The following is an 18,351-nucleotide window of genomic DNA, read 5'->3' as shown; positions in this document are numbered from 1 at the left end:
CATTGATACCGTGAGCGCATGGACACCGAGCGATCCGCCGCCGAGAACCCCAGCTCGACGGCCGGTTCCCGGTCTGACAACGGTTCTCGGTCCACGGGCGGTCCCCGGCCCGCCGCCGGGCCCCGGAGCACGGCGCGGCGCCCGCGCGGCGCGGTCCGAGAGGGCCTGATCGCCGCGGGGCTGCAGCTGGCCCGGGCCGGCGGACCGGACGCCGTGGTGCTGCGCGAGGCGACCCGGATCGTCGGGGTCGTGCCGAACGCCGCTTACCGGCACTTCGCCGACCGCGACGAGCTGCTGGCGGCGGTGTGCGCGGCGGCGATGGACGAGCTCGGCACGCGGATGGCCGCGGCGGTGGCGGCCGTGCCGGGGGAGCGCGGCGACGCCGACGCCGCGTTCGGGCGGATGGCGGCGGTCGGCACCGCCTACCTGGACTTCGCGCGGACGGAGCCGAAGCTGTTCGCCACGGCCTTCGCCGTGCCGGAGCAGCACCCTTATTTCATTCCGGCGAACGCGACGGGTTCGGACCGGACCCCGCTGGCGCAGCTGCGGGACGTGCTGGACGAGCTGGTCGAGGTCGGGCTGCTCGATCCGCGGCGGCGGGAGGGCGTGGAGTTCCCGGTCTGGTCGACGGTGCACGGTCTGGCGGTGCTGATCGAGCAGGGACCGCTTCGGGCGGCGCCGGAGGAGGACATCCGGCTGGTGACCGACAAGGTGCTCGGGTTCATCGCCGAGAGCCTGCTGGCCGGGGTTCCCGAATCAGGCGCCTGATCGGCTAGCCGATGACGTGGCTGGTGTCGATCTTCCAGCTGTTGCCGTCCTTGACCAGCCCGAAGGACGTGCGCTCGTCGGTGTGGGTGCCGTCTTTCCCGACGTAGTGGATGGTCGCGACGACCGTGGACGGCGGGGTGGCCACCACGTCCGAGATCGTGACCTGCTGGTAGCCGTTCCAGAAGGACTGGTAGTTGCTGAAACCCCGGGCCACGTTCGTCTGGTAGGCGGCCGTCATCTGCGGCCAGGCCGCGTTGAGGTTGCCCGGGAGCAGGCCGTAGTAGTTCGTGACGAACGTGCTCAGCTGGGTCGCGACGTCGGTGGGCGCGGTCGACGGGGTGGAGGCGCTGGACGTCGGGCTCGACGACGACGTGGTCGCGGAGGTGGACGGCGCGGTCGAGCCCGTGGTCGACGGGCCCGACGGGGTGCCGGACGGCGCCGCGGCCTGGCCCGAGCTCGTCGTCGACGTGGTCGGGGTCGACTGCTTCGAGGTGGTCGAGCCGTGGGCGACCGGCTGGTTCGGCGAGGAGCCGCCGGAGTTCATCGCGACGACGATGGCCGCGATCAGGACCGCCGTGCCGACGACGCAGATCGCGATCGCGAGCGGCATCCGACTGCGCGAGCGGCGCTCCGGGGGCGGGGACGTCGGGTTCGTGGCCGGGCGGTCGGAGGTCGGGGGCGGCGGGGTCTTCGCGACGGACTTCGCGGCGGCGAGTGCCGGTGCGGGCGCCGACTTCGCGGTGTCGCGGGTCGGCGGCGCGGTCATGGCCGAGGTCGGTGTCGCGCCCTGGATCGCCGACGACGAGGCGGTCGGCGATGGGGACGTCGCCGGGGTCGAGGCCGGGGTCGGCCGCGTGGTCGGCGGCACGGTCGGCGGCGAGGTCGGGGCCGGGTTCGAGGGCGCGTTCGGCGCCGTGACCCGGGACGATATCGAGCTCGGGGTCGGCGTGGGAGTCGGCAGGGGCTCCAGGACCGGCGCCGGTGTCGCTGTCGGCGTCGCGGCGGCGGACGGCGCCTTCGGGGCCGCCTCTGACGAGGCGGCCATGCGCTTCGCGGACAACGGATCCGTCACCACGAGCGTCGGCGAGGGCGCCTCGAACGCCTTCGTCACCGGGGCGGACACCCTGATGTCGGCGACCGGGAGCGGCTTGAACGACTGCGCGTCCAAACCCTGCCAGACCTGCTTCATCGTCGGCCGGTCCACGGGCTCCGGACTCAGCATCCGCATGATCGTGTCGGTCAGCGGCCCGGAGCGCTTCGGGAGCCGGATCTCGTTGCGGACCACGCGCAGCAGCGTGGCCATGGCGTTGTGGTCCTCGCCGAACGGCGGGGTGCCCTCGACCGCGGCGTACAGGGTGGCGCCGAGCGAGAAGACGTCGGCCGGGAACGCGACCGGATGCCCCTGCGCGACCTCCGGCGCGGTGTAGGCGGGGGTGCCCAGGATCTCGCCGGTCGCGGTGACGGTCGCGTCGCCGGCGGCCCGGGAGATGCCGAAGTCGGTGAGCTTCACGGTGCCGTCGGCGGTCATCAGCACGTTGCCGGGCTTGATGTCGCGGTGCACGATGCCCCGCTCGTGCGCGGCGGTCAGCGCCGAGGCCAGCTGCGCGCCGATGCTGGTCACCTCGGTCGGGGTGAGCACCGCACCGGTGGCCAGGATGTCCCCGAGGCTCTGGGAGGGGACGTACTCCATGATCAGGTAAGGGCGGCCGTCGTGCTCGGCCACGTCGTAGATGACGACGGCGTTCGGATGCTGCAACCGCGCGGCGATCCGGCCCTCGCGCCGGGCGCGCTGGTGTGAGGTGCGCACCTGCGCGCCGCTCATGCCGTGGTCGGGACGCAGCTCCTTGACGGCGACGTCGCGGCCCAGGACCTCGTCGCGGGCCCGCCAGACCACGCCCATGGCGCCGCCGCCGATCTCGGAGACCAGGCGGTAGCGGCCGGCGACGAGGGGGGTCGAGGCGGCGCGGGGGGTGGGGACGACGGGGTCGGGGTCGAGGAAGTCGGGCTCTTCGAGGTCGAGGGGCTCAGGTGAGGCCTCGGGCTCGGGCTCCGGCTCGGCGATCTCGCGCTCGGCCGGTTCCGGCTCCGATGTCTCCGCCGTCGCTTCGGTCTCCGTCGTTTCCGAGTCGACTGATTCTGGTTCAGTCGACTCTGCGTCAGACTCGGCGGTTTCAGTCTCAGCGGTTTCAGACTCAGCCGCCTCGGGCGGGGTCTTCTCGGGCGGGGTCTTCGCAGACGCGGTCGGATCGGGCACGGTCGTCGGCTGCCCCTGCTCGGGGTCGGCGTTCATAACAGTTCCCTTACTTCCCCCGCCGCACACGGGCACATGGTCGACGCGAACAGATCGGAGCGGATCTGAGCTCATGGCCCTCCAACCCTATCGCCCATCGGGGGGTTTCGGGTTCGCGGTGCGTTTACGCGCCGGGCGCCCGGCCGACCACGTCGCGTCCTACCGGTACTCGGGGTTCTCGAAGTCGAACCGCGACCCGGCGTCCCAGGCCGAGCGCTGGTTCCCGTACGCCGGGACCCCGCCGGCGTCCTTCAGCATCCGCGCCAGGTGCATCAGGTTCCACGTCATGAACGTGGTGTTCCGATTGGTGAAGTCGTTCCCCGGCCCGCCGGAGCCGGGGTCCAGGTAGGAGGGTCCGGGACCGGCCTCGCCGATCCAGCCGGCGTCGGCCTGCGGGGGGATGGCGTAGCCGAGGTGCTGCAGGCTGTAGAGGACGTTCATGGCGCAGTGCTTGACGCCGTCCTCGTTGCCGGTGATCAGGCAGCCGCCGACGCGTCCGTAGTACGCATACTGCCCGGCGGGGTTGAGGATTCCGGAACTGCCGTAGAGGCGCTCGATGACACGCTTGGTCACCGAGCTGTTATCGCCGAGCCAGATCGGGCCCCCGAGCACCAGGATATCGGCGGCCATCACCTGCTCCTGGATGCCCGGCCAGGCGTCGGACGCCCAGCCGTGCTCGGTCATGTCGGGCCACACGCCGGTGGCGATGTCGTGGTCGACGGCGCGCACATGGGAGACGGTCACGCCGTGCTTCTCCATGATGCGCGCGCTGACATCGATCAGCCCCTGCGTGTGGCTGAGCTCGGGGGAGCGCTTGAGCGTGCAGTTGATGAACAGGGCCCGGAGGTCGTCGAATCGCATGCGGTTCTGTGTCGGCGTGCCTGCCTGGCGTTACACGAGACCTTCTCGATCACCGGGCCCGTAGCATCTGCGGGTGCGGAACATCGGCTCGGCGACCGGACTGTCGTCCCCAAGCTGGTGGTCCTCGCCGCCTCGCCGTGGGTTCACGAGGGCCGGCTCGGCCGCGCCGGTCAGCACCACTACCAGGGCGACGGGACGTACCACGTCGTCACCGTCGGAAGCGGCAACCTGGCCATCAGCACCCTGGGACGCTACGCGCGGGAGTACTCCGGCGAGCACGATCCGGCGGCCCGGGCAGTCCTGGAGACCGCAGGATTCCAGTGGATCGACGGGGAGGTCGCGGCGATCCGGGTCACCGACCTGTGCGTGTACTACTTCGGCCATCGGAGCGATCTGACAGTGGCTGAGCTGCTGTTCTACTGGCAGGACTAGCTTTCCGCTCGCGCTACGCCTTCCACCCCGCCCGCTCCAGCACCCGAGGCGCGACCACACCGGCAGCCGTCGCGGTGGCCGCCGAAGCCAGCACCGTCCCCCAGGCCACCGGCCCGAGCGGCGTGCAGCCGAAGAACTGGCTCACGCCCGGCGTCTCCACCACCGCGATCAGCGCCACCGCCGAGACCGCCGCCGTGGCTATCACCAGCGGGCTGTGCCGCGCCGCCAGCAGCGTCTGCCCCAGCTGCGTCCCCACCAGCGCGCCGAGGCCCATCGTCTCCGCACGGCGCGGACGCCCCGACGCGCGGCCGATGCCCCACGCCAGGCCCGCGCCGAGCGCGGTCGCGCCGCCGCGGATCGCCAGCGTGCGCTGGAACTCCGAGTCCCACAGGTTGCCCACCGGGCCCGAGGCCAGCGGGTCCTCGCCGCTGTTCGGGCGCGCGGGCGCCAGCGCGACGGCCAGCGCCGGGAGCATGTCCGTCAGCATGTTGACCAGCAGCAGCTGCCGGGTGCCCAGCGGCGCGCGGCCCGCGATCGCGGTGCCCAGGACGGTGAACGCCACCTCGCCGGCGTTGCCGCCGACCAGGATCGACGCCGCGTCGCGCACGTTCCCCCACAGCGTGCGTCCCTCGCGCAGGGCGTCGGTGATGCGCGCCGGGTCCGGTTCGGCCAGGACCAGGTCGGCGGCGGCGCGGGCGGCGGCCGAGCCGTGGCCCGCGATGGCGATGCCGACGTCGGCCAGCCGGATCGCTGCGGCGTCGTTGGCGCCGTCGCCGGTCATCGCCACGATCCGGCCGGCCTCGCGCAGCGCCTGGACCACGCGCACCTTCTGCTCCGGCGACACCCGCGCGAACACCGTGGTGTGCGCGACGCGCTCGGCGCGTTCGCGCTTGCTCAGCCGGTCGAACTCCGGGCCGGTGAGGACCAGGTGCGCCTCCGGGATGCCGAGCTGCTCGGCGATGGCGGTCGCGGTGTTCGGGTGGTCACCGGTGATCATGGTGATGCGCACGCCGGCCGCGGTCAGGTCCGTGATCGCCTGCGCCGAGGTGGGGCGCGGGGTGTCCGCGATGGCCACGAAGCCGATCAGCGTCAGCTCGGTGACCAGGGCGGCGACGTCGAGCTCGGCCGGGTCCTCGACCAAGTCCTCGACCACCGGGTGCGCTTCGGCGATCGCCAGCACGCGTAGGCCCTTGCCGGTCAGCCGGGTCGTCGCCGCCACCGCGTCGCGACGGCGCGCGGCAGTCAGGGGGCTGACACCGCCGTCCCGCGTGCGCACCTGCGTGCATACGTCCAGGACCGTCTCCGGCGCGCCCTTGACGGCCAGCGTCAGCCGCGTGCTGTTGGTCCCGATCGACGCCGCGTAGCCGCGCGTGGTCTCGAACGGCAGCTCCGAGATGAGGTTCCACTGCTCGTCGCGGCCGATGTACTGATGCGCGGCCTCCACGACCGCGCCGTCGGTGGCGTGCGCGAGCCGGCGCGCCGCCCCCTCCTCGACCACCGGGCAGGCCCGCGCCGCGTAGCGCAGCAGCCGGCCGCCCTCCTCGCCGTCCAGCGGCAGGTCGCCGTCGAGGTCCGCGAGCCGCGTGACCGACAGCCGGCCCTGCGTCAGGGTGCCGGTCTTGTCGAAGCAGACCGTGTCTACGCGGCCCAGCGCCTCCAGCGTGCGCGACGAGCGCACCAGTACTCCGCGCTGCGACAGCCGGCGCGCGGCGGCCAGCTGGGCCACCGTCGCCACCAGCGGCAGCCCCTCGGGCACCGCCGCGACCGCGACGGCCACCCCGGACGCCACGGCGCGCGGCAGCGGCACGCCGCGCAGCGCGGACAGCCCGGTCACCGCGATCCCGCCGATCCCGGCCGCCGGCAACGCGATCCGCGTCAGCTCGGCCAGCCGGGCCTGGATGCCGGCCGGCGGCGGCGCCGAGCCCGCGACCGCTGCCGCGCGCCCGGCCTCAGTGTCCTGACCCACCGCCACGACCAGCGCGAAGCAGCTGCCGGCCAGGATCGTGCAGCCCTCGTAGAGCATGCACGCGCGCTCGTCGAGGTCCGCGCCCGGCGTCGCGGCCGGGAGCTTGGCCACCGGGAGTGACTCGCCGTTGAGGCTGGACTCGTCGGCCTCCAGGTCCTGCGCGGTCAGCAGGCGCACGTCGGCCGGGACCACGTCGGTGGGGCCGAGGCGGATGATGTCGCCGACCCGGAGTCCGTCGGCTGGGACGTCGAGGATCGGGGCGTCTTCGAGCCCTGCGAGCCAGGTGTCGCCCGCAGCAGCGGTATCAGAAGGCTGCCACTCGACGCGGTGCGCCACGATCTGCTCACCCATCAACAGCCGCCGCAGCGCCTGCTCGGCGCGCATCCGCTGCGCCCCGCTGATCACCGCGTTCCCGGCCATCACGCCGGTCACCAGCAGCGCGTCCACGCCGGACCCGACTATCGCCGAGGCCGCGGCGCCCAGCGCCAGCACCGGAGTCAGCGGGTCGCGCAACTCCTCGGCGACCGCCCCGACCAACTGCGTGGTCTGCGATGCCAGCGGGAGACCGTTGAGCAGCCGCACCGTTTCGCGTCCGGCATCGGTGAGCGCGGTGACGCGTCCGCGCGGCGCGATTTCCACCGACTGCTGTGATCGGGCAAGCTCTATGCGCTCGAACGCCTCGCGGGCCGTCAGATCGTGCCAGTTCCCGCGCACCGACGGCTCTGGTGGCGACTGCCGCGCCACGCGCAGCGCGCTCAACGTTCCGCCGAATATCGCGGCCGCCATCGCACTGTGCACCGGGCTCAGCGTCAGCGGACGCGTCGGGCGGCGCCGTCCGGTCACCGCCAGCAGCGCGCCGAGCGCGGACCCGCCGACCGCCAGCCGCGCCGAGCGCTCGCTGACCTGCCGCGCGGTCTGCACCGAGCGCAGCACTCGCCACGGCTGGCTCAGCCCCGGTCCGCACAACAACTCCGCCGACCAGCACACCGGCCGCCCCTCGGCGACGACCGCGACGCCGATGTCGGCGGCGTGCAGCGCGTCGTCGTCGTGCCCTGATATCGCCAGCACGCCGCTGCCGCCGAGCTGCATCAGGCGGATGTAGTCCACCAGCGGCGCGCCGGGGGCCACGACCTCGTCGGCCCAGGGCAGCAGGTCCCCGACGCTGTCGTGCTCGGTCAGCACCACGTGCGAGGCGGCGTCCCGCGCGGCGGCCAGCAGCGCGTCGGCGAGCGGGTCGGTCTCGACGCCGACGCGGATCCGGCCGCGGCGCTCGCCGTCGGGGGTCAGCACGTCCAGGGTCAGCGCGACCGGGCTGCCGATGGCGCCGTCGAGCGCGTCGTGCGGCTTCTCGAAGCGCCAGTCGCCGATGCTCCAGGGGCCCGCGCCGGTGAAGCGTGGCGCGTCGGGGGAGGTGGGGTCGGGGGAAGTGAGGGCCTGTTCGGCCGCGGCCCAGATCTGCCGGTCGGTGGTCGCCGGGTCGGTCGCCACGGCGCTCAGGATGCGCGGGCGGTCGGTGCACAGGGCCGAGGAATCGACGGCCACCAAAGAGATCCGGTCCAGGCGGCGCAGGCTGGAGACGTCCATCGGGACCACGCCGTGCCGCGACAGCTCCCAGTCCAGCATCGAGGCGAACGCCTCGCGGCCCAGGCGGGCAGCCTTCGGCATCGTGGCCAGCATCAGGTCCCCGGCGCGTCCCGGGTCGCGCGTGGCGGCCAGGACGCCGCCAGCGCCCATCAGCGAGGCCAGGGCCGCGCGGTCGCCGAGCTTCTCGACGGGGCCCTCCGGGTAGGGCGCGGGGCGTTCGGAGCGGCGCCGGACCTCGGTCGGCAGGCCGGAGCCGTCGCCGACCAGTTCGCGCTCGCGGCGGCGCCATACCGCTTGTCGGGCGCGGGCTTCGGCGAAGCGCAGGGCGTGGTGCGTGCTGTCGATCAGGATCGGCTCAGGGCCCTGAGTCAGCGCGTTGAGGGTGCTGTTGCTGACCGCGAACAGGGCTTCGGTGTGGGTGCGGCCGATGCGCTCCTCGACGACGTGCCGGATGCGCGGCGTGGTCTCGGCGATGAGCAGCGGCACCCGCAGCGCCTGCGGGACGGCCGGCAGGCGCATGACACGGCCGGCGACCGCGACGGTCAGGCCGACGGCGTCCGCGGCCAGGGAGATGATCGCGAGGTTGACCGGCGCGTCGGCCGAGGGGTGCTCGGGCTTGGTGCGGGAGAAGGTCTCCTCGTCGGTGTCGTGCGCCTCTTCCGCGGCTTCGATCACCTCGATGATGCCCTCGACGTCGAGCTCCTGCTCGTCGAAGTCGATCAGGATGTGCTGGGTCACCGCGTTGATCTCGGCCCAGCGCACGCCCTTGAGCTCCCGCAGGGTTCCGGTGAGATGCTCGCGCAGCTGGTGGTGCCGGTCGCCGGCGCCGGTCAGGCCCTTGACCTCGATGTGGGCCCGGCCGTCCGCGGCCCAGATCCGGCGGCGCGCGCGGCGTGGACCGGTCTCGGCGATCCCGCGGACGGCCTCGACCGCCCCGCGCGATCCGCCGGCCAGGGACCCGACCGCGTCGACCGCGCCCATGGTGGAGGCGGCGGCTATGCGGGCGGCGCCCACGGCGACCCGGCCCATTCCGAAGAACATCTCAACTCCCTTTTTCGTCACACGGTTTTCACCCTAACGTTGGGCCTCGTACGAAGTGCCTATAACTTGGTGAGTCTACGGCTCTACCGGAGCCCGACTGAGAAGGGGTGAAAGCAATGGCGGTGGCGAAGAAGACGACGGCGGCTAAGCCGCGCACGCGGGCGGCTAAGACGGCTGCGGCGAGCAGCGGCGGGGCGGGGGAGGGGGAGAGTCAGGGTCAGAGTGAGACTGTTGAGGCGCCGGTGGGTGCGGCGAATGGGGCGAAGGTGACAAGTGCTCCGAAGCCGGCGGTTAGGACGGCTGCTACGGCTACTGTGCCGAAGGACACAGGCGCGACCAGCGAGAGCGATGCGGCCAGCAAGGCCACCGCGAGCGACACGAGCGATGCGAGCGACATGACAAAGCCGGAGGCGGAAAAGCCTGTGCAGTCCTCACCGAAGGCCGAACCGAAGGCCGACCCGAAGACCAGCCAGAAGACCAGCCCGAAGACCGAAGAGTCCGGCAACCGCATCTCGGTGACGATCCCGCTGGACTCCGCTGCCGTCGGTCTGGCGGTCAAGGCCGCGACGCTGCCGGTGACCGCGGTGAAGAAGGTCGCGCAGAACAGGAACGGCATCCCGGCCTACGTCGCCGTCGGTGGCTTGGCGGTCATCGGGGCCGTGGAGTGGCCGGTCGCGGCGGTCGGTGGGCTGGGGCTGGCGGCTCTGCGGCGCTGGGGTCCGTTGAAGCCGGCGCAGGAATCGAAGCAGGATTCGAAGAAAAGCGCTTAGTCCGCCGCTTCCGCACCCCCACGGCGGAAGCGACTAATCATCGATGTCGTCGGTGTTTCCGGCGTCAAACATCGTCGACGATGTCGATTTGGTTGATCGGTGCTGGAGATCTGGCCCACCAACGTTCACCCGCAGCTGGTGGCCGCCACGCGCCGGTGCGTCTGTACTGCTTCGTAGAACAGCGAAGCGGAGAGGACGCATGTCGATCACATTCACCTTTCCGGCCACGATCGGTGACGCGACCCGGCTCGTCTCCGCCCTGGCCGAACCCTGTCTGGTCGCGGCGGCGGCATTGGCCGGTGCCGGACCGCTGGCGCAGGTGCTCGTCGCGGGTGCGGTCCGGGTGGCGCGTGGCGTGGATGTCGAGATGCGCGAGGGCGAGATGCGCATTTCGTTCGGCTGACCTGTCTCTTTTCTACGGAAGCCCCGCCGCCTGAAGCACCTGCTTCAGCACTGCGGGATTGGAGCCGACGACCTGCGTGCCGTCGGCGGAGAGCTTGTACAGCGACGCCGGAAGGTTCAGCTGCTTGCCGTCGAGCATCAGGGTCGGGGTGCCGCCGAGTCGCAGCGTGTTGAAGTCGGCCATGTTCTGCTGTACGAGGCCTTTGTAGGTGCCTGACGTGACGCAGGACTCGAATGCCGGGCTGTCCAGCCCCGGTACCTGTTTCGCGACGGCGATCAGTTTCGCGGTGCTGTTGTAGGCGTCGTTCGTCTCGTCGGGCTGGTTGGCGTACAGGGCGTCGTGGTACTCGTCGAACTTCCCGACGGTTGCCGCGCACACCGAGGCCGCGCCGGACCACAACGAGCCGCTGCCGTTGCTGTTGGCGTCGATCAGCGTGACGGGATGGAACAGCACGCGCAGGGTGCCGGCGGCGGCGTAGGTCTTGTAGACCGATGACGAATCCGTTTCCAGGCTCTTGCAGTAGGGGCAGCGGAAGTCCTCGTAGATGGTCAGCGTGTGCGGCGCGGAGGCCGGGCCGAAGGCGAGCGCCGTAGGTTTGTTGGACGGATCGGCGTACTTGTCGATGACCACCGTTCCGTTTGACGGCACGCTGTACGCCTGCGGCTTGCTCGACGAAGCGCTTACCGCGACTCCCACGGCTGTGGTGACGCCGAGTACTAGCAGTACCGCGGCCAGGATGCCGAGGCGGCGGCGTTGGCGGGTGCGGTGGTGGGTGCGTTGGCGGGTGCGGTGACGCTGGGCTTGCTGGGTGGCGGCTATGCGGTCGCGTGGGGACTGGTTTTTGTTGTTGGCTGACTTGTTCTGAGCTGCGCTTTTCTGACTCATCGGGCACCCTGCTCTGGTCGCGGTACGAAACACCTCACGAAATGACAGAACCTACGGTTCGGCTCGGGAGGTTGCATGCGGGGAGCGGGTGCGGTGTGTGTATGTGTGTGGGCGGTGCGGTGCGGTGCGGTGCGGTGCGGGGTGCTGGTGCTGGTGCCGGTGCCGGGCTTGGGGTTCGGTGGGCTGCCCGAGGTGCGGTTGGTGTGTGGTTTACAGGCGATTCTTTACGGCTTCGCCTAAGGTTTGATGACCTCGCAGGGGGACGCAGTTCGGTTGTGCGCCACGAGTCGCGCTGGCGGCCGGCGGTATGCGCGAACACGACCGCGCGGCGGTTCAAGTCTGTGCGGCGGTGCGCTGGCGGCTGGCGGTGTTCGTGACCAAGACCGCGCATGAGTCCGAGTCACTGCGCACACGTTGCGTAGGCGGCAATCGTCGTGTGTGGTGGGCACCTTGAGGCCTCCGGCGGGCGCTCTACAGCGAGGGGGCGACCCTCGCGTCCGGCGGTTTGGCGGCGGTCCGCGACTGGTCGGCTTTCTATCCGCTGTTGCCTGCGCCGCGTTGGTCGGTGGCGGTGTTGCTTGTGGTCGCCGGGGTTCTGGGTCCCTCGCCGCGTCGTCGCCGTAAACGGAACCAGCCCGGTTTGGCGGAATCAAGCCGCATCGCTGTTGCTGTGGTGCAGCCTCGTTCGGCTTGACACCGCCAAACCGGGCAGGTTGGCAGAGCCCGCCGACGCGGCGAGGGACCCAGAACCAACACCCCGCATGGTCCTTCGGACCCCCTAACGACATCGCCAGTCGCGCTGGCCCGTCACTACCCGCAGCCGCCAAGGCGCCGGTCCTCATCGAGGTCGGCAGCCTGGCGGCGCCAGCCCGACTGCCGCCCCGCCGGTCGCCCCGCTCACTTCTTGTAGAACAGCACCAGCCGGTACCCGTCCGGGTCTGCCAGCTCGAACTCCAGGCCGCCACCGGCCCGCTTGGTCGGCTCGCTCGTCGGCTTGTACCCGGCCGCGAGGACCTCGGCGTGGGCCTCCTGGATGTCGTCGACCTTGATGTGGAGCGCCGAGGCTGTTCCCGGCTCGATCGGGCCGTTGGTAGCCGTGAAGGTCACCCAGAACCAGTTCACATACAGCGTCGCCTGGTCGTTCTCGCGCTTGCCGAGGCGGAAGCCGAGGCTTTCGTAGAAGGTGACGGTGCGGTCCAGGTCGGTGGACTGGCAGGTGAGGCCGGAGATGCTGGCGAGCTTCATGGTGAATCCTTGTCGGTGGTCGTTCGTGTGTTCGGCGCCCGGTTTGGGTCGCTGCCACACTGACGCCTGGGGTCGTGTGGATGTGACAGCGGTCCGGGTGGCTGATCGCGGCCCCTATCTTTCACCTCAGGTTGTGCGTGTCCTCGTGTTATTAATATCCGCGTTCCATCTGGCGCCCTCATCGTGAGCAGCGTGCGTATAGCCGTCATCACCGAATCGTTTCTGCCCCGGGTGAACGGGGTCACGAACTCGGTCTGCCGCGTCCTGGAACAGTTCGCCGCACGAGGGCACGAGGCGCTCGTCATCGCGGCCAAGCCGGGGCCAGAGCGGTACGCCGGGCATGAGGTCGTCTCCGTTGGGGGGTTCGCGTTGCCGGGGTACCGGTCGTTCGTCGTCGGGATGCCGATGGCGCGGCTGGTTGGCAAGCTGCGTGAGTTCCAGCCTGACGTCGTCTACCTCGCCTCGCCGTTCAGCCTCGGGTCGGCTGGGGCCACCGCCGCGCGGAAGTTGGGCATTCCGTGCGTCGCGGTGTTCCAGACCGACATCGCGGGCTTCGTCAAGCGCTATGGTCTGCGCGGCACGGACAAGGTGATCTGGTCGTGGCTACGGCGGATTCATTCGCAGGCCGACCTCACCCTCGTGCCGTCGACGGCGACACTGAAGGCGTTGGACGAGCACGGGATCCCGCGTCTGGCGTTGTGGCGGCGGGGGGTCGACGCCGAGCGCTTCCACCCGCGCTACCGGGACGAGATGCTGCGGCACGAGGTCGCGCCGGACCGGGAGACCGTCGTCGGGTACGTCGGCCGGCTCGCCCCGGAGAAGCGGGTCGAGTTGCTGGCGAACCTCAGTGGGCTGCCCGGTGTGCGGCTGCTGGTCGTGGGCGACGGGCCGGCCGAGGGCAAGCTGCGGGAGGCGCTGCCGACCGCGACGTTCACCGGGTTCCTGGACGGCCATGAGCTGTCCCGCGCCTACGCGAGCCTGGACGTGTTCATCCACACCGGCGCCGACGAGACCTTCTGCCAGTCCGTGCAGGAGGCGATGGCCAGCGGGGTCCCGGTGGTGGCACCGGCCGCCGGTGGTCCGCTGGACCTGGTCACCCCTGGCCGCACCGGGGTGTTGTACGACCCTGATTCGGTCTCCGAGCTGCGGGCCGCCGTCATGCGGCTGGCCGCGAACCACGAGCTGCGGACCGAGTACGGGGCCAACGCCCGCGCCGAGGTCGAGTCCCGCACCTGGGACACGGTCGGCGACCAGCTGATGGCGCACCTGAACTCGGCCGTCAGTGGCCGCGGCCGGGTCGCCGCCGCGGCGGAGGCCGGAATGATCACCACCACCGTCGAGGCCAACGCCGCTGCGGGCAAGGCGGCGACCGGTAAGGCAGGCAAGGACTCCGCGTCGCCGGCCGGCCTCGAAACGGCGGCGTGAATGCCCCGCCCGCAATTACTCGTCTCCATCCACGACATCGCCCCGGCCAGCGCTTCGGCCACCGAGCGCTGGCTGGCCGACCTCGACGCCCGCGGCGTTCCGGCCACCCTGCTGGTGATCCCGGGGCCGTGGCGCGGCTCCCGGCTGAGTCAGAGCCCTGATCTGGTTGCCTCGTTGCACGACGCGGCGTCCCGGGGACACGAGCTGGCGCTGCACGGCTGGGCGCACAAGGCCGGACCGTCCGGCCCGCCGTTGCGTCGCGCCGTCGCGCAGCTCGTCGCGCGCGGTGCGGCCGAGTTCGCGGCGCTGGACGTTCGCGAGGCCACCGCGCGCCTGTCGGCCGGGCTGGCCGAGCTCGCCGCCCTCGACATCGAACCGGTGGGCTTCCACCCGCCGGGCTGGCTCGCCTCTCCGGGGGCGTACCAGGCGTTGCGCCGCGTCGGGCTGCGGTATTCCTCGTCGCACCTGTTCGTCCACGACCTGATCACCGAACGGCGCTACGCGCTCCCGGCGCTGTCGCACCGTCCCGGTGGCACCGGCGAGCTCTTCGCCGCGCGCCTCATGCACAAGTCGGCCGCCGCCATGGCCCGGCGCGGCCGTTCGTTCCGGGTCGCGCTGCACCCGGATGACCTGCTGCATCCGGGACTGCGCGCGACCACGCTCGCCGTCATCGACGAGGCACTGGCCGCCGGCTATCGGGCCGGCACCTACTCCGGCCTCGTGATGCGCGGCGCCGCGGTTCCGATCCCGTGAGGATCGTCCAGCTCGCGAACGCCTACAGCCCCACTTCGGGCGGCCTGCGTACGGTGGTCGACGCGCTGGGCCGGGGGTACATGGCGGCGGGGCACGAGCGGGTGCTGGTCATCCCGGGCCAGCGCCACTCGCGGGAAGAGGGGGAGTCAGGGCTCGTGGTCACGCTGCCGAGCCTGCCGGTCAGCGGCGGGTACCGGATGATCCCGCGCTTCTCGCCGGTGAAGGACCTGCTGGAGGAACTGCAGCCGGACTCGGTGGAGGTCTCGGACAAGGCGACGCTGGCCGCCGCCGGCCCCTGGGCCCGCGAGCGCGGCGTCGGCGCCGTGCTGATCTCGCACGAGCGGCTGGACGCGGTCGCCGCCGCCCGGTTTCCGCACGCCTGGCGCGCCAGCCACCGCGCGCTGCAACCGGCGTTGCATCGGCGCTCGCGGCGCCTGGCGACGCGGTTCGACGCGATCGTGGTCGCCTCGGCCTTCGCCGGGCGCGAGTTCGACGGCTACGGCGCGCTGCTGCGCGAGATTCCGCTCGGGGTGGATCTGGACACCTTCCGGCCGTGCCGGGTCCCGAGCCCGGAGCGCTCCGAGGTGCCCCGGGGGACCGGAGAGCATCCCTGGCAGCTGGTCTACAGCGGACGGCTGTCGATCGAGAAGAACCCGATCGCGGCCATCGCGGCCGTCAAGGCCCTGGTCGCCGACAACCTCGCGGTGCACCTCGACGTCTACGGCTCCGGCACCCAGCGCCAGCAACTGGAACGCTTCGCCGCCGACCTGCCGGTCACGTTCCACGGCCACATGTCCGACCGCGTCGAGCTGGCCGAGCGCATCGCGGCCGCGGACGTCGTCATCGCGCCGGGACCGGCGGAGACGTTCGGTCTCACGGTCCTGGAGTCGCTGGCCTGCGGCACGCCGGTGGTCACCGCGGACACCGGCGGCGCGGGCGAGTTGCTGGCGGCCGGTGCCGGACTGACGGCCGCGTGCACGGGGGAGGACATGGCGCGTGCCGTGGCCGGGATCCTGGCCTGGCCGGAGGCGGAAAGGCGGGCTGCCGCGCGCCGTCGGGCCGAGCAGTTCCCGTGGTCGGCGACGGTCGCCTCGATGCTGGACGTGCACGTGTCGCTGGCCGCGCGGGAGCGGAACCTGAGTCGGTTGAAGCGGCGGGGGCTGCGACGGCGCAGGATCGGTTGAGGCGGTTCTCGCGCCGGAGCTACACAGGCGTCCGCAAACCGTTCAGCAGCACCGCGATCAGTCGTCGCGGCTCGTAGCGCGGGTCGAGATCCCGCCCGACGCACAGGTTGCCGACCCCGCGCATCAGCTCGTAGGCGCTGATGTCCGAGCGGATCTCACCGGCGGCGACCGCGGCCTCGACCAGCGACGCGGCGACCGGTCCGAGGCGGTCGAGGAAGTAGGTGTGCAGCGTGGTGAAGGTGCCTGCGTCCGAGCGCAGGGCGTCGGCCAGGCCGTGCTTGGTGACCAGGAAGTCGGTGAACATGTCGATCCACCGGCGCAGCGCCTCGAACGGGGAGTCGGCTTCGGCCAGCAGGGTCGGTCCGGCCGCCGCGCACTCCTCGATCTGGTGCCGGTAGACGGCGGTGATCAGGTCGGCGCGGGTCGGGAAGTGCCGGTAGAACGTGCCGACCCCGACGCCCGCCTTGGCCGCGATCTGCCGGATCGGGGCGTCCACGCCCGAGGCGACGAACACCTCCGCCGCTGCCGCGAGCAGCGTCCGCTCGTTGCGGGCGGCGTCGGAGCGCTTGCTGCGGGGCTCCGGCTGGGCAGGCGTCACCGGCGTCACAGAGGGCTCAAGGGGCACAGCGGGCTCAGTGGGCACAGGGTTCCTTCCGACGCGCGTTGACAAAGCGGAACGTGGTTCCGGATACTAACCGGAGAAGCGTTCCGTTTCAGCTTAGCCGAGCTGAGCGGTAGCGCGTAGAAGGGAGTCTTCTCATGAGCACGTTCCCCGTTCTGTCCTACAGCCCGGTGGTGCTGCCCGTTCCCGGCCGTCCGGTCGATCTCGAACTCCGCGTCTCGGCGCCCGCCGTCGGGACCGGGCTGCCGGTGATCCTGCTGTCCCACGGGCACGGCGGATCCAACAACCTGTCCTCGTTCAACGGCTACGGGCCGCTCGCCAATGCCTGGGCGGCGCAGGGTTTCGTGGTCATCCAGCCCACGCACCTCAGTTCCAGGACCCTGAGTCACCGGGTCGCCGACCATCCCGACGGGCCGTTGTTCTGGCGGTCGCGGGCCGAGGACATGACGCACATCCTCGACCGGCTCTCCCTCATCGAGCAGGCCGTGCCCCAGTTGGCCGGGCGGCTCGACGCGGAGAAGGTCGCCGTCGCCGGGCACTCGCTCGGTGGCTTCACGGCCAGTCTGCTGTTGGGTGCCCGAGTCGATCCCGGCACCGGGGAGGCGGCGGATCTCGCCGAGCCGCGGATCAAGGCCGGAGTGCTGCTGGCCGCTCCCGGGCGTGGCGGCGACGCGCTGAACGGTCCGCGGGCGTCCATCGTGCCGGTCTTCCGCTCGGTCGACTTCGCGACGATGACCACGCCGGCCCTGGTCGTCGCCGGGGACAAGGACGACTCGCGGCACTTCACGGACATCGGTCCGGAGTGGCACGTCGATCCGTACACGCTGGCCCCGAGCCCCAAGACCCTGCTCACGCTCTTCGGTGGGGAGCACGGCCTCGGGGGCATCGCCGGCTACGACGCGGCGGAGACCACTGATGAGAACCCTGAGATGGTCGCGGCGGTCGTCCGGCTGACGGCGGGCTACCTGCGTTCGCAGCTGTTCCCCGGCGACGACGCGTGGCGGGTGGCGCAAGAGGCGCTGGCCACCGGCCCGGACGCGTTCGGGCGCGTCGACAGCAAGTAATTCCCTAGAGATAAGGCTGCACCATCATCATGACGAATCTGGATTCTGCGATAGGCGCCGCGACCGCGATCGTCTCGGTCAAGCCGGTCGTCCTCGCCGTGCCGGAGCGTGGCGACGACCTCCGGGTGCGGGTGTCCGCGCCGGTGACCGGCAGCGCGCTGCCGGTCGTGGTCTTCTCCCACGGCTTCGGCGGCTCGTTGGACAAGTACGCACCGCTGGCGGACTTCTGGGCCGCGCACGGCTTCGTCGTCCTCCAACCGACGCACCTGGACTCCCGCACCCTCGCCGTCACCCCGGACGATCCGCGCTACCCGAACATCTGGCGTATCCGGATTGACGACCTTACGCGGGTCATCGACGATCTCGACACGCTGGTGGCAGCCGTGCCCGGGTTGGCGGGCCGTGTTGACGCTGATCGCATAGCCGTCGCCGGCCACTCGTGGGGCGCGCAGACGGCGAGCACGCTGCTCGGCGCCGGCGTGCTCGACGCCGCAGGTGTTCCGGGGGAGGACTTCGCGGACAAGCGCGTGACGGCCGGCGTGCTGCTGTCGTTGACCGGAACCGGCGAGAGCCTGTCACCGTTCGCGGCGGAGAACTTCTCCTTCATGCACCCGGACTTCAGCGACCTGACCACGCCGGCGCTCATCGTCACCGGCGACAACGACCAGTCGCAGCTGTCCACGCGCGGTCCGGACTGGTTCACCGACGCCTACTTCATGAGCCCCGGCGCCCAGCACCTGCTGACGCTCTTCGGCGGCGAGCACTCGCTCGGCGGCATCGTCGGTTACTCCTCGGCCGAGACCACCGACGAGAACCCCGAGCGCGTCGCGCTCATCCAGCGCGTGACGACCGCCTACCTGCGCACGGCGCTCGCCGTGGACGCGGGAAGCTTCGCGGCGGCGAGCACGGCCGCGGCTCAGGATGCTGACACGGTCGGGCGAATCGATTCGAAGTAGCGGTGAGACCGGCGGGGGGGGGGGGGGGGGGGCGGCCCCCCCCGCCCCCCGCGCCCCCCCCCCCCCCCGCCGCCCGCCGGCGCGGCGGGCCGGGCCCGGGCC

General features: G+C 71.7%; 15 protein-coding genes. 9 read left to right on the top strand and 6 right to left on the bottom strand.

Features of this window, described 5'->3' with window-relative positions; translation table 11 throughout:
- The first annotated feature begins 18 nt into the window (after nucleotides 1-18).
- Nucleotides 19-768 carry a TetR/AcrR family transcriptional regulator gene (locus tag ABH935_RS47055; protein WP_370384531.1) on the top strand — a complete coding sequence of 250 codons (750 nt, stop codon included), beginning with the start codon at nucleotides 19-21 and terminating at the stop codon, nucleotides 766-768.
- A 4-nt stretch (nucleotides 769-772) separates the two neighbouring features.
- On the opposite strand, the gene ABH935_RS47050 is transcribed toward ABH935_RS47055, so the two are convergent.
- On the bottom strand, nucleotides 773-3,058 hold the full coding sequence (locus ABH935_RS47050; RefSeq protein WP_370384530.1) for a serine/threonine-protein kinase: 2,286 nt from the start codon (nucleotides 3,056-3,058) through the stop codon (nucleotides 773-775).
- Nucleotides 3,059-3,217: 159 nt separating this feature from the next.
- Nucleotides 3,218-3,919 carry a flavodoxin family protein gene (locus ABH935_RS47045; protein WP_370384529.1) on the bottom strand — a complete coding sequence of 234 codons (702 nt, stop codon included), beginning with the start codon at nucleotides 3,917-3,919 and terminating at the stop codon, nucleotides 3,218-3,220.
- A gap of 117 nt (nucleotides 3,920-4,036) precedes the next feature.
- Here ABH935_RS47045 and ABH935_RS47040 point away from each other — a divergent pair, with 117 nt between their 5' ends.
- Nucleotides 4,037-4,351, top strand: a complete 315-nt coding sequence (locus ABH935_RS47040) for a hypothetical protein (protein WP_370384528.1) — start codon at nucleotides 4,037-4,039, stop codon at nucleotides 4,349-4,351.
- 13 nt (nucleotides 4,352-4,364) lie between these two features.
- On the opposite strand, the gene ABH935_RS47035 is transcribed toward ABH935_RS47040, so the two are convergent.
- The gene (locus tag ABH935_RS47035; protein WP_370384527.1) at nucleotides 4,365-8,942 is read right to left on the bottom strand and encodes an HAD-IC family P-type ATPase; all 4,578 of its coding nucleotides are present in this window, start codon (nucleotides 8,940-8,942) and stop codon (nucleotides 4,365-4,367) included.
- A gap of 422 nt (nucleotides 8,943-9,364) precedes the next feature.
- Between ABH935_RS47035 and ABH935_RS47030 the strand changes: the two genes are divergently transcribed.
- A complete protein-coding gene (locus ABH935_RS47030) occupies nucleotides 9,365-9,712 on the top strand; it encodes a hypothetical protein (RefSeq protein ID WP_370384526.1) in 348 nt (115 codons plus the stop codon).
- Between the two features lie 199 nt (nucleotides 9,713-9,911).
- Nucleotides 9,912-10,115 (top strand): hypothetical protein, encoded by a 204-nt coding sequence (locus tag ABH935_RS47025; protein WP_370354810.1) that lies wholly within the window; start codon nucleotides 9,912-9,914, stop codon nucleotides 10,113-10,115.
- A gap of 12 nt (nucleotides 10,116-10,127) precedes the next feature.
- On the opposite strand, the gene ABH935_RS47020 is transcribed toward ABH935_RS47025, so the two are convergent.
- Nucleotides 10,128-11,000 carry a DsbA family protein gene (locus ABH935_RS47020; RefSeq protein WP_370384525.1) on the bottom strand — a complete coding sequence of 291 codons (873 nt, stop codon included), beginning with the start codon at nucleotides 10,998-11,000 and terminating at the stop codon, nucleotides 10,128-10,130.
- An 897-nt stretch (nucleotides 11,001-11,897) separates the two neighbouring features.
- Nucleotides 11,898-12,245, bottom strand: coding sequence for a VOC family protein (locus ABH935_RS47015; protein ID WP_370384524.1), 348 nt, complete (start codon nucleotides 12,243-12,245; stop codon nucleotides 11,898-11,900).
- A gap of 192 nt (nucleotides 12,246-12,437) precedes the next feature.
- On the opposite strand from ABH935_RS47015, the gene ABH935_RS47010 reads away from it, so the two are divergent.
- Genes ABH935_RS47010 through ABH935_RS47000 form a run of 3 tightly spaced genes read left to right on the top strand, consistent with a single transcriptional unit; the run spans nucleotide 12,438 to nucleotide 15,607 of the window.
- On the top strand, nucleotides 12,438-13,670 hold the full coding sequence (locus ABH935_RS47010; RefSeq protein ID WP_370384523.1) for a glycosyltransferase family 4 protein: 1,233 nt from the start codon (nucleotides 12,438-12,440) through the stop codon (nucleotides 13,668-13,670).
- Nucleotides 13,671-14,423 (top strand): DUF2334 domain-containing protein, encoded by a 753-nt coding sequence (locus ABH935_RS47005; protein WP_370384522.1) that lies wholly within the window; start codon nucleotides 13,671-13,673, stop codon nucleotides 14,421-14,423.
- Nucleotides 14,420-15,607, top strand: coding sequence for a glycosyltransferase (locus ABH935_RS47000; protein ID WP_370384521.1), 1,188 nt, complete (start codon nucleotides 14,420-14,422; stop codon nucleotides 15,605-15,607). Before ABH935_RS47005 ends, ABH935_RS47000 begins: the two co-directional genes overlap by 4 nt.
- 19 nt (nucleotides 15,608-15,626) lie before the next feature.
- Here the strand turns inward: ABH935_RS47000 and ABH935_RS46995 are convergent, their stop codons facing one another.
- On the bottom strand, nucleotides 15,627-16,214 hold the full coding sequence (locus ABH935_RS46995; RefSeq protein WP_370384559.1) for a TetR/AcrR family transcriptional regulator: 588 nt from the start codon (nucleotides 16,212-16,214) through the stop codon (nucleotides 15,627-15,629).
- 152 nt (nucleotides 16,215-16,366) lie between these two features.
- Here ABH935_RS46995 and ABH935_RS46990 point away from each other — a divergent pair, with 152 nt between their 5' ends.
- On the top strand, nucleotides 16,367-17,293 hold the full coding sequence (locus ABH935_RS46990; RefSeq protein ID WP_370384520.1) for an alpha/beta hydrolase family protein: 927 nt from the start codon (nucleotides 16,367-16,369) through the stop codon (nucleotides 17,291-17,293).
- Between the two features lie 29 nt (nucleotides 17,294-17,322).
- On the top strand, nucleotides 17,323-18,249 hold the full coding sequence (locus tag ABH935_RS46985) for an alpha/beta hydrolase family protein (protein ID WP_370384519.1): 927 nt from the start codon (nucleotides 17,323-17,325) through the stop codon (nucleotides 18,247-18,249).
- The last annotated feature ends 102 nt before the right edge of the window (nucleotides 18,250-18,351 follow it).

Origin of the sequence: Catenulispora sp. GAS73 (genome assembly GCF_041262085.1) — a bacterium.
Taxonomy (GTDB): domain Bacteria; phylum Actinomycetota; class Actinomycetes; order Streptomycetales; family Catenulisporaceae; genus Catenulispora.
Note: the sequence above shows the minus strand (reverse complement) of the source record. Positions and strands in the feature narration are given on the sequence as shown.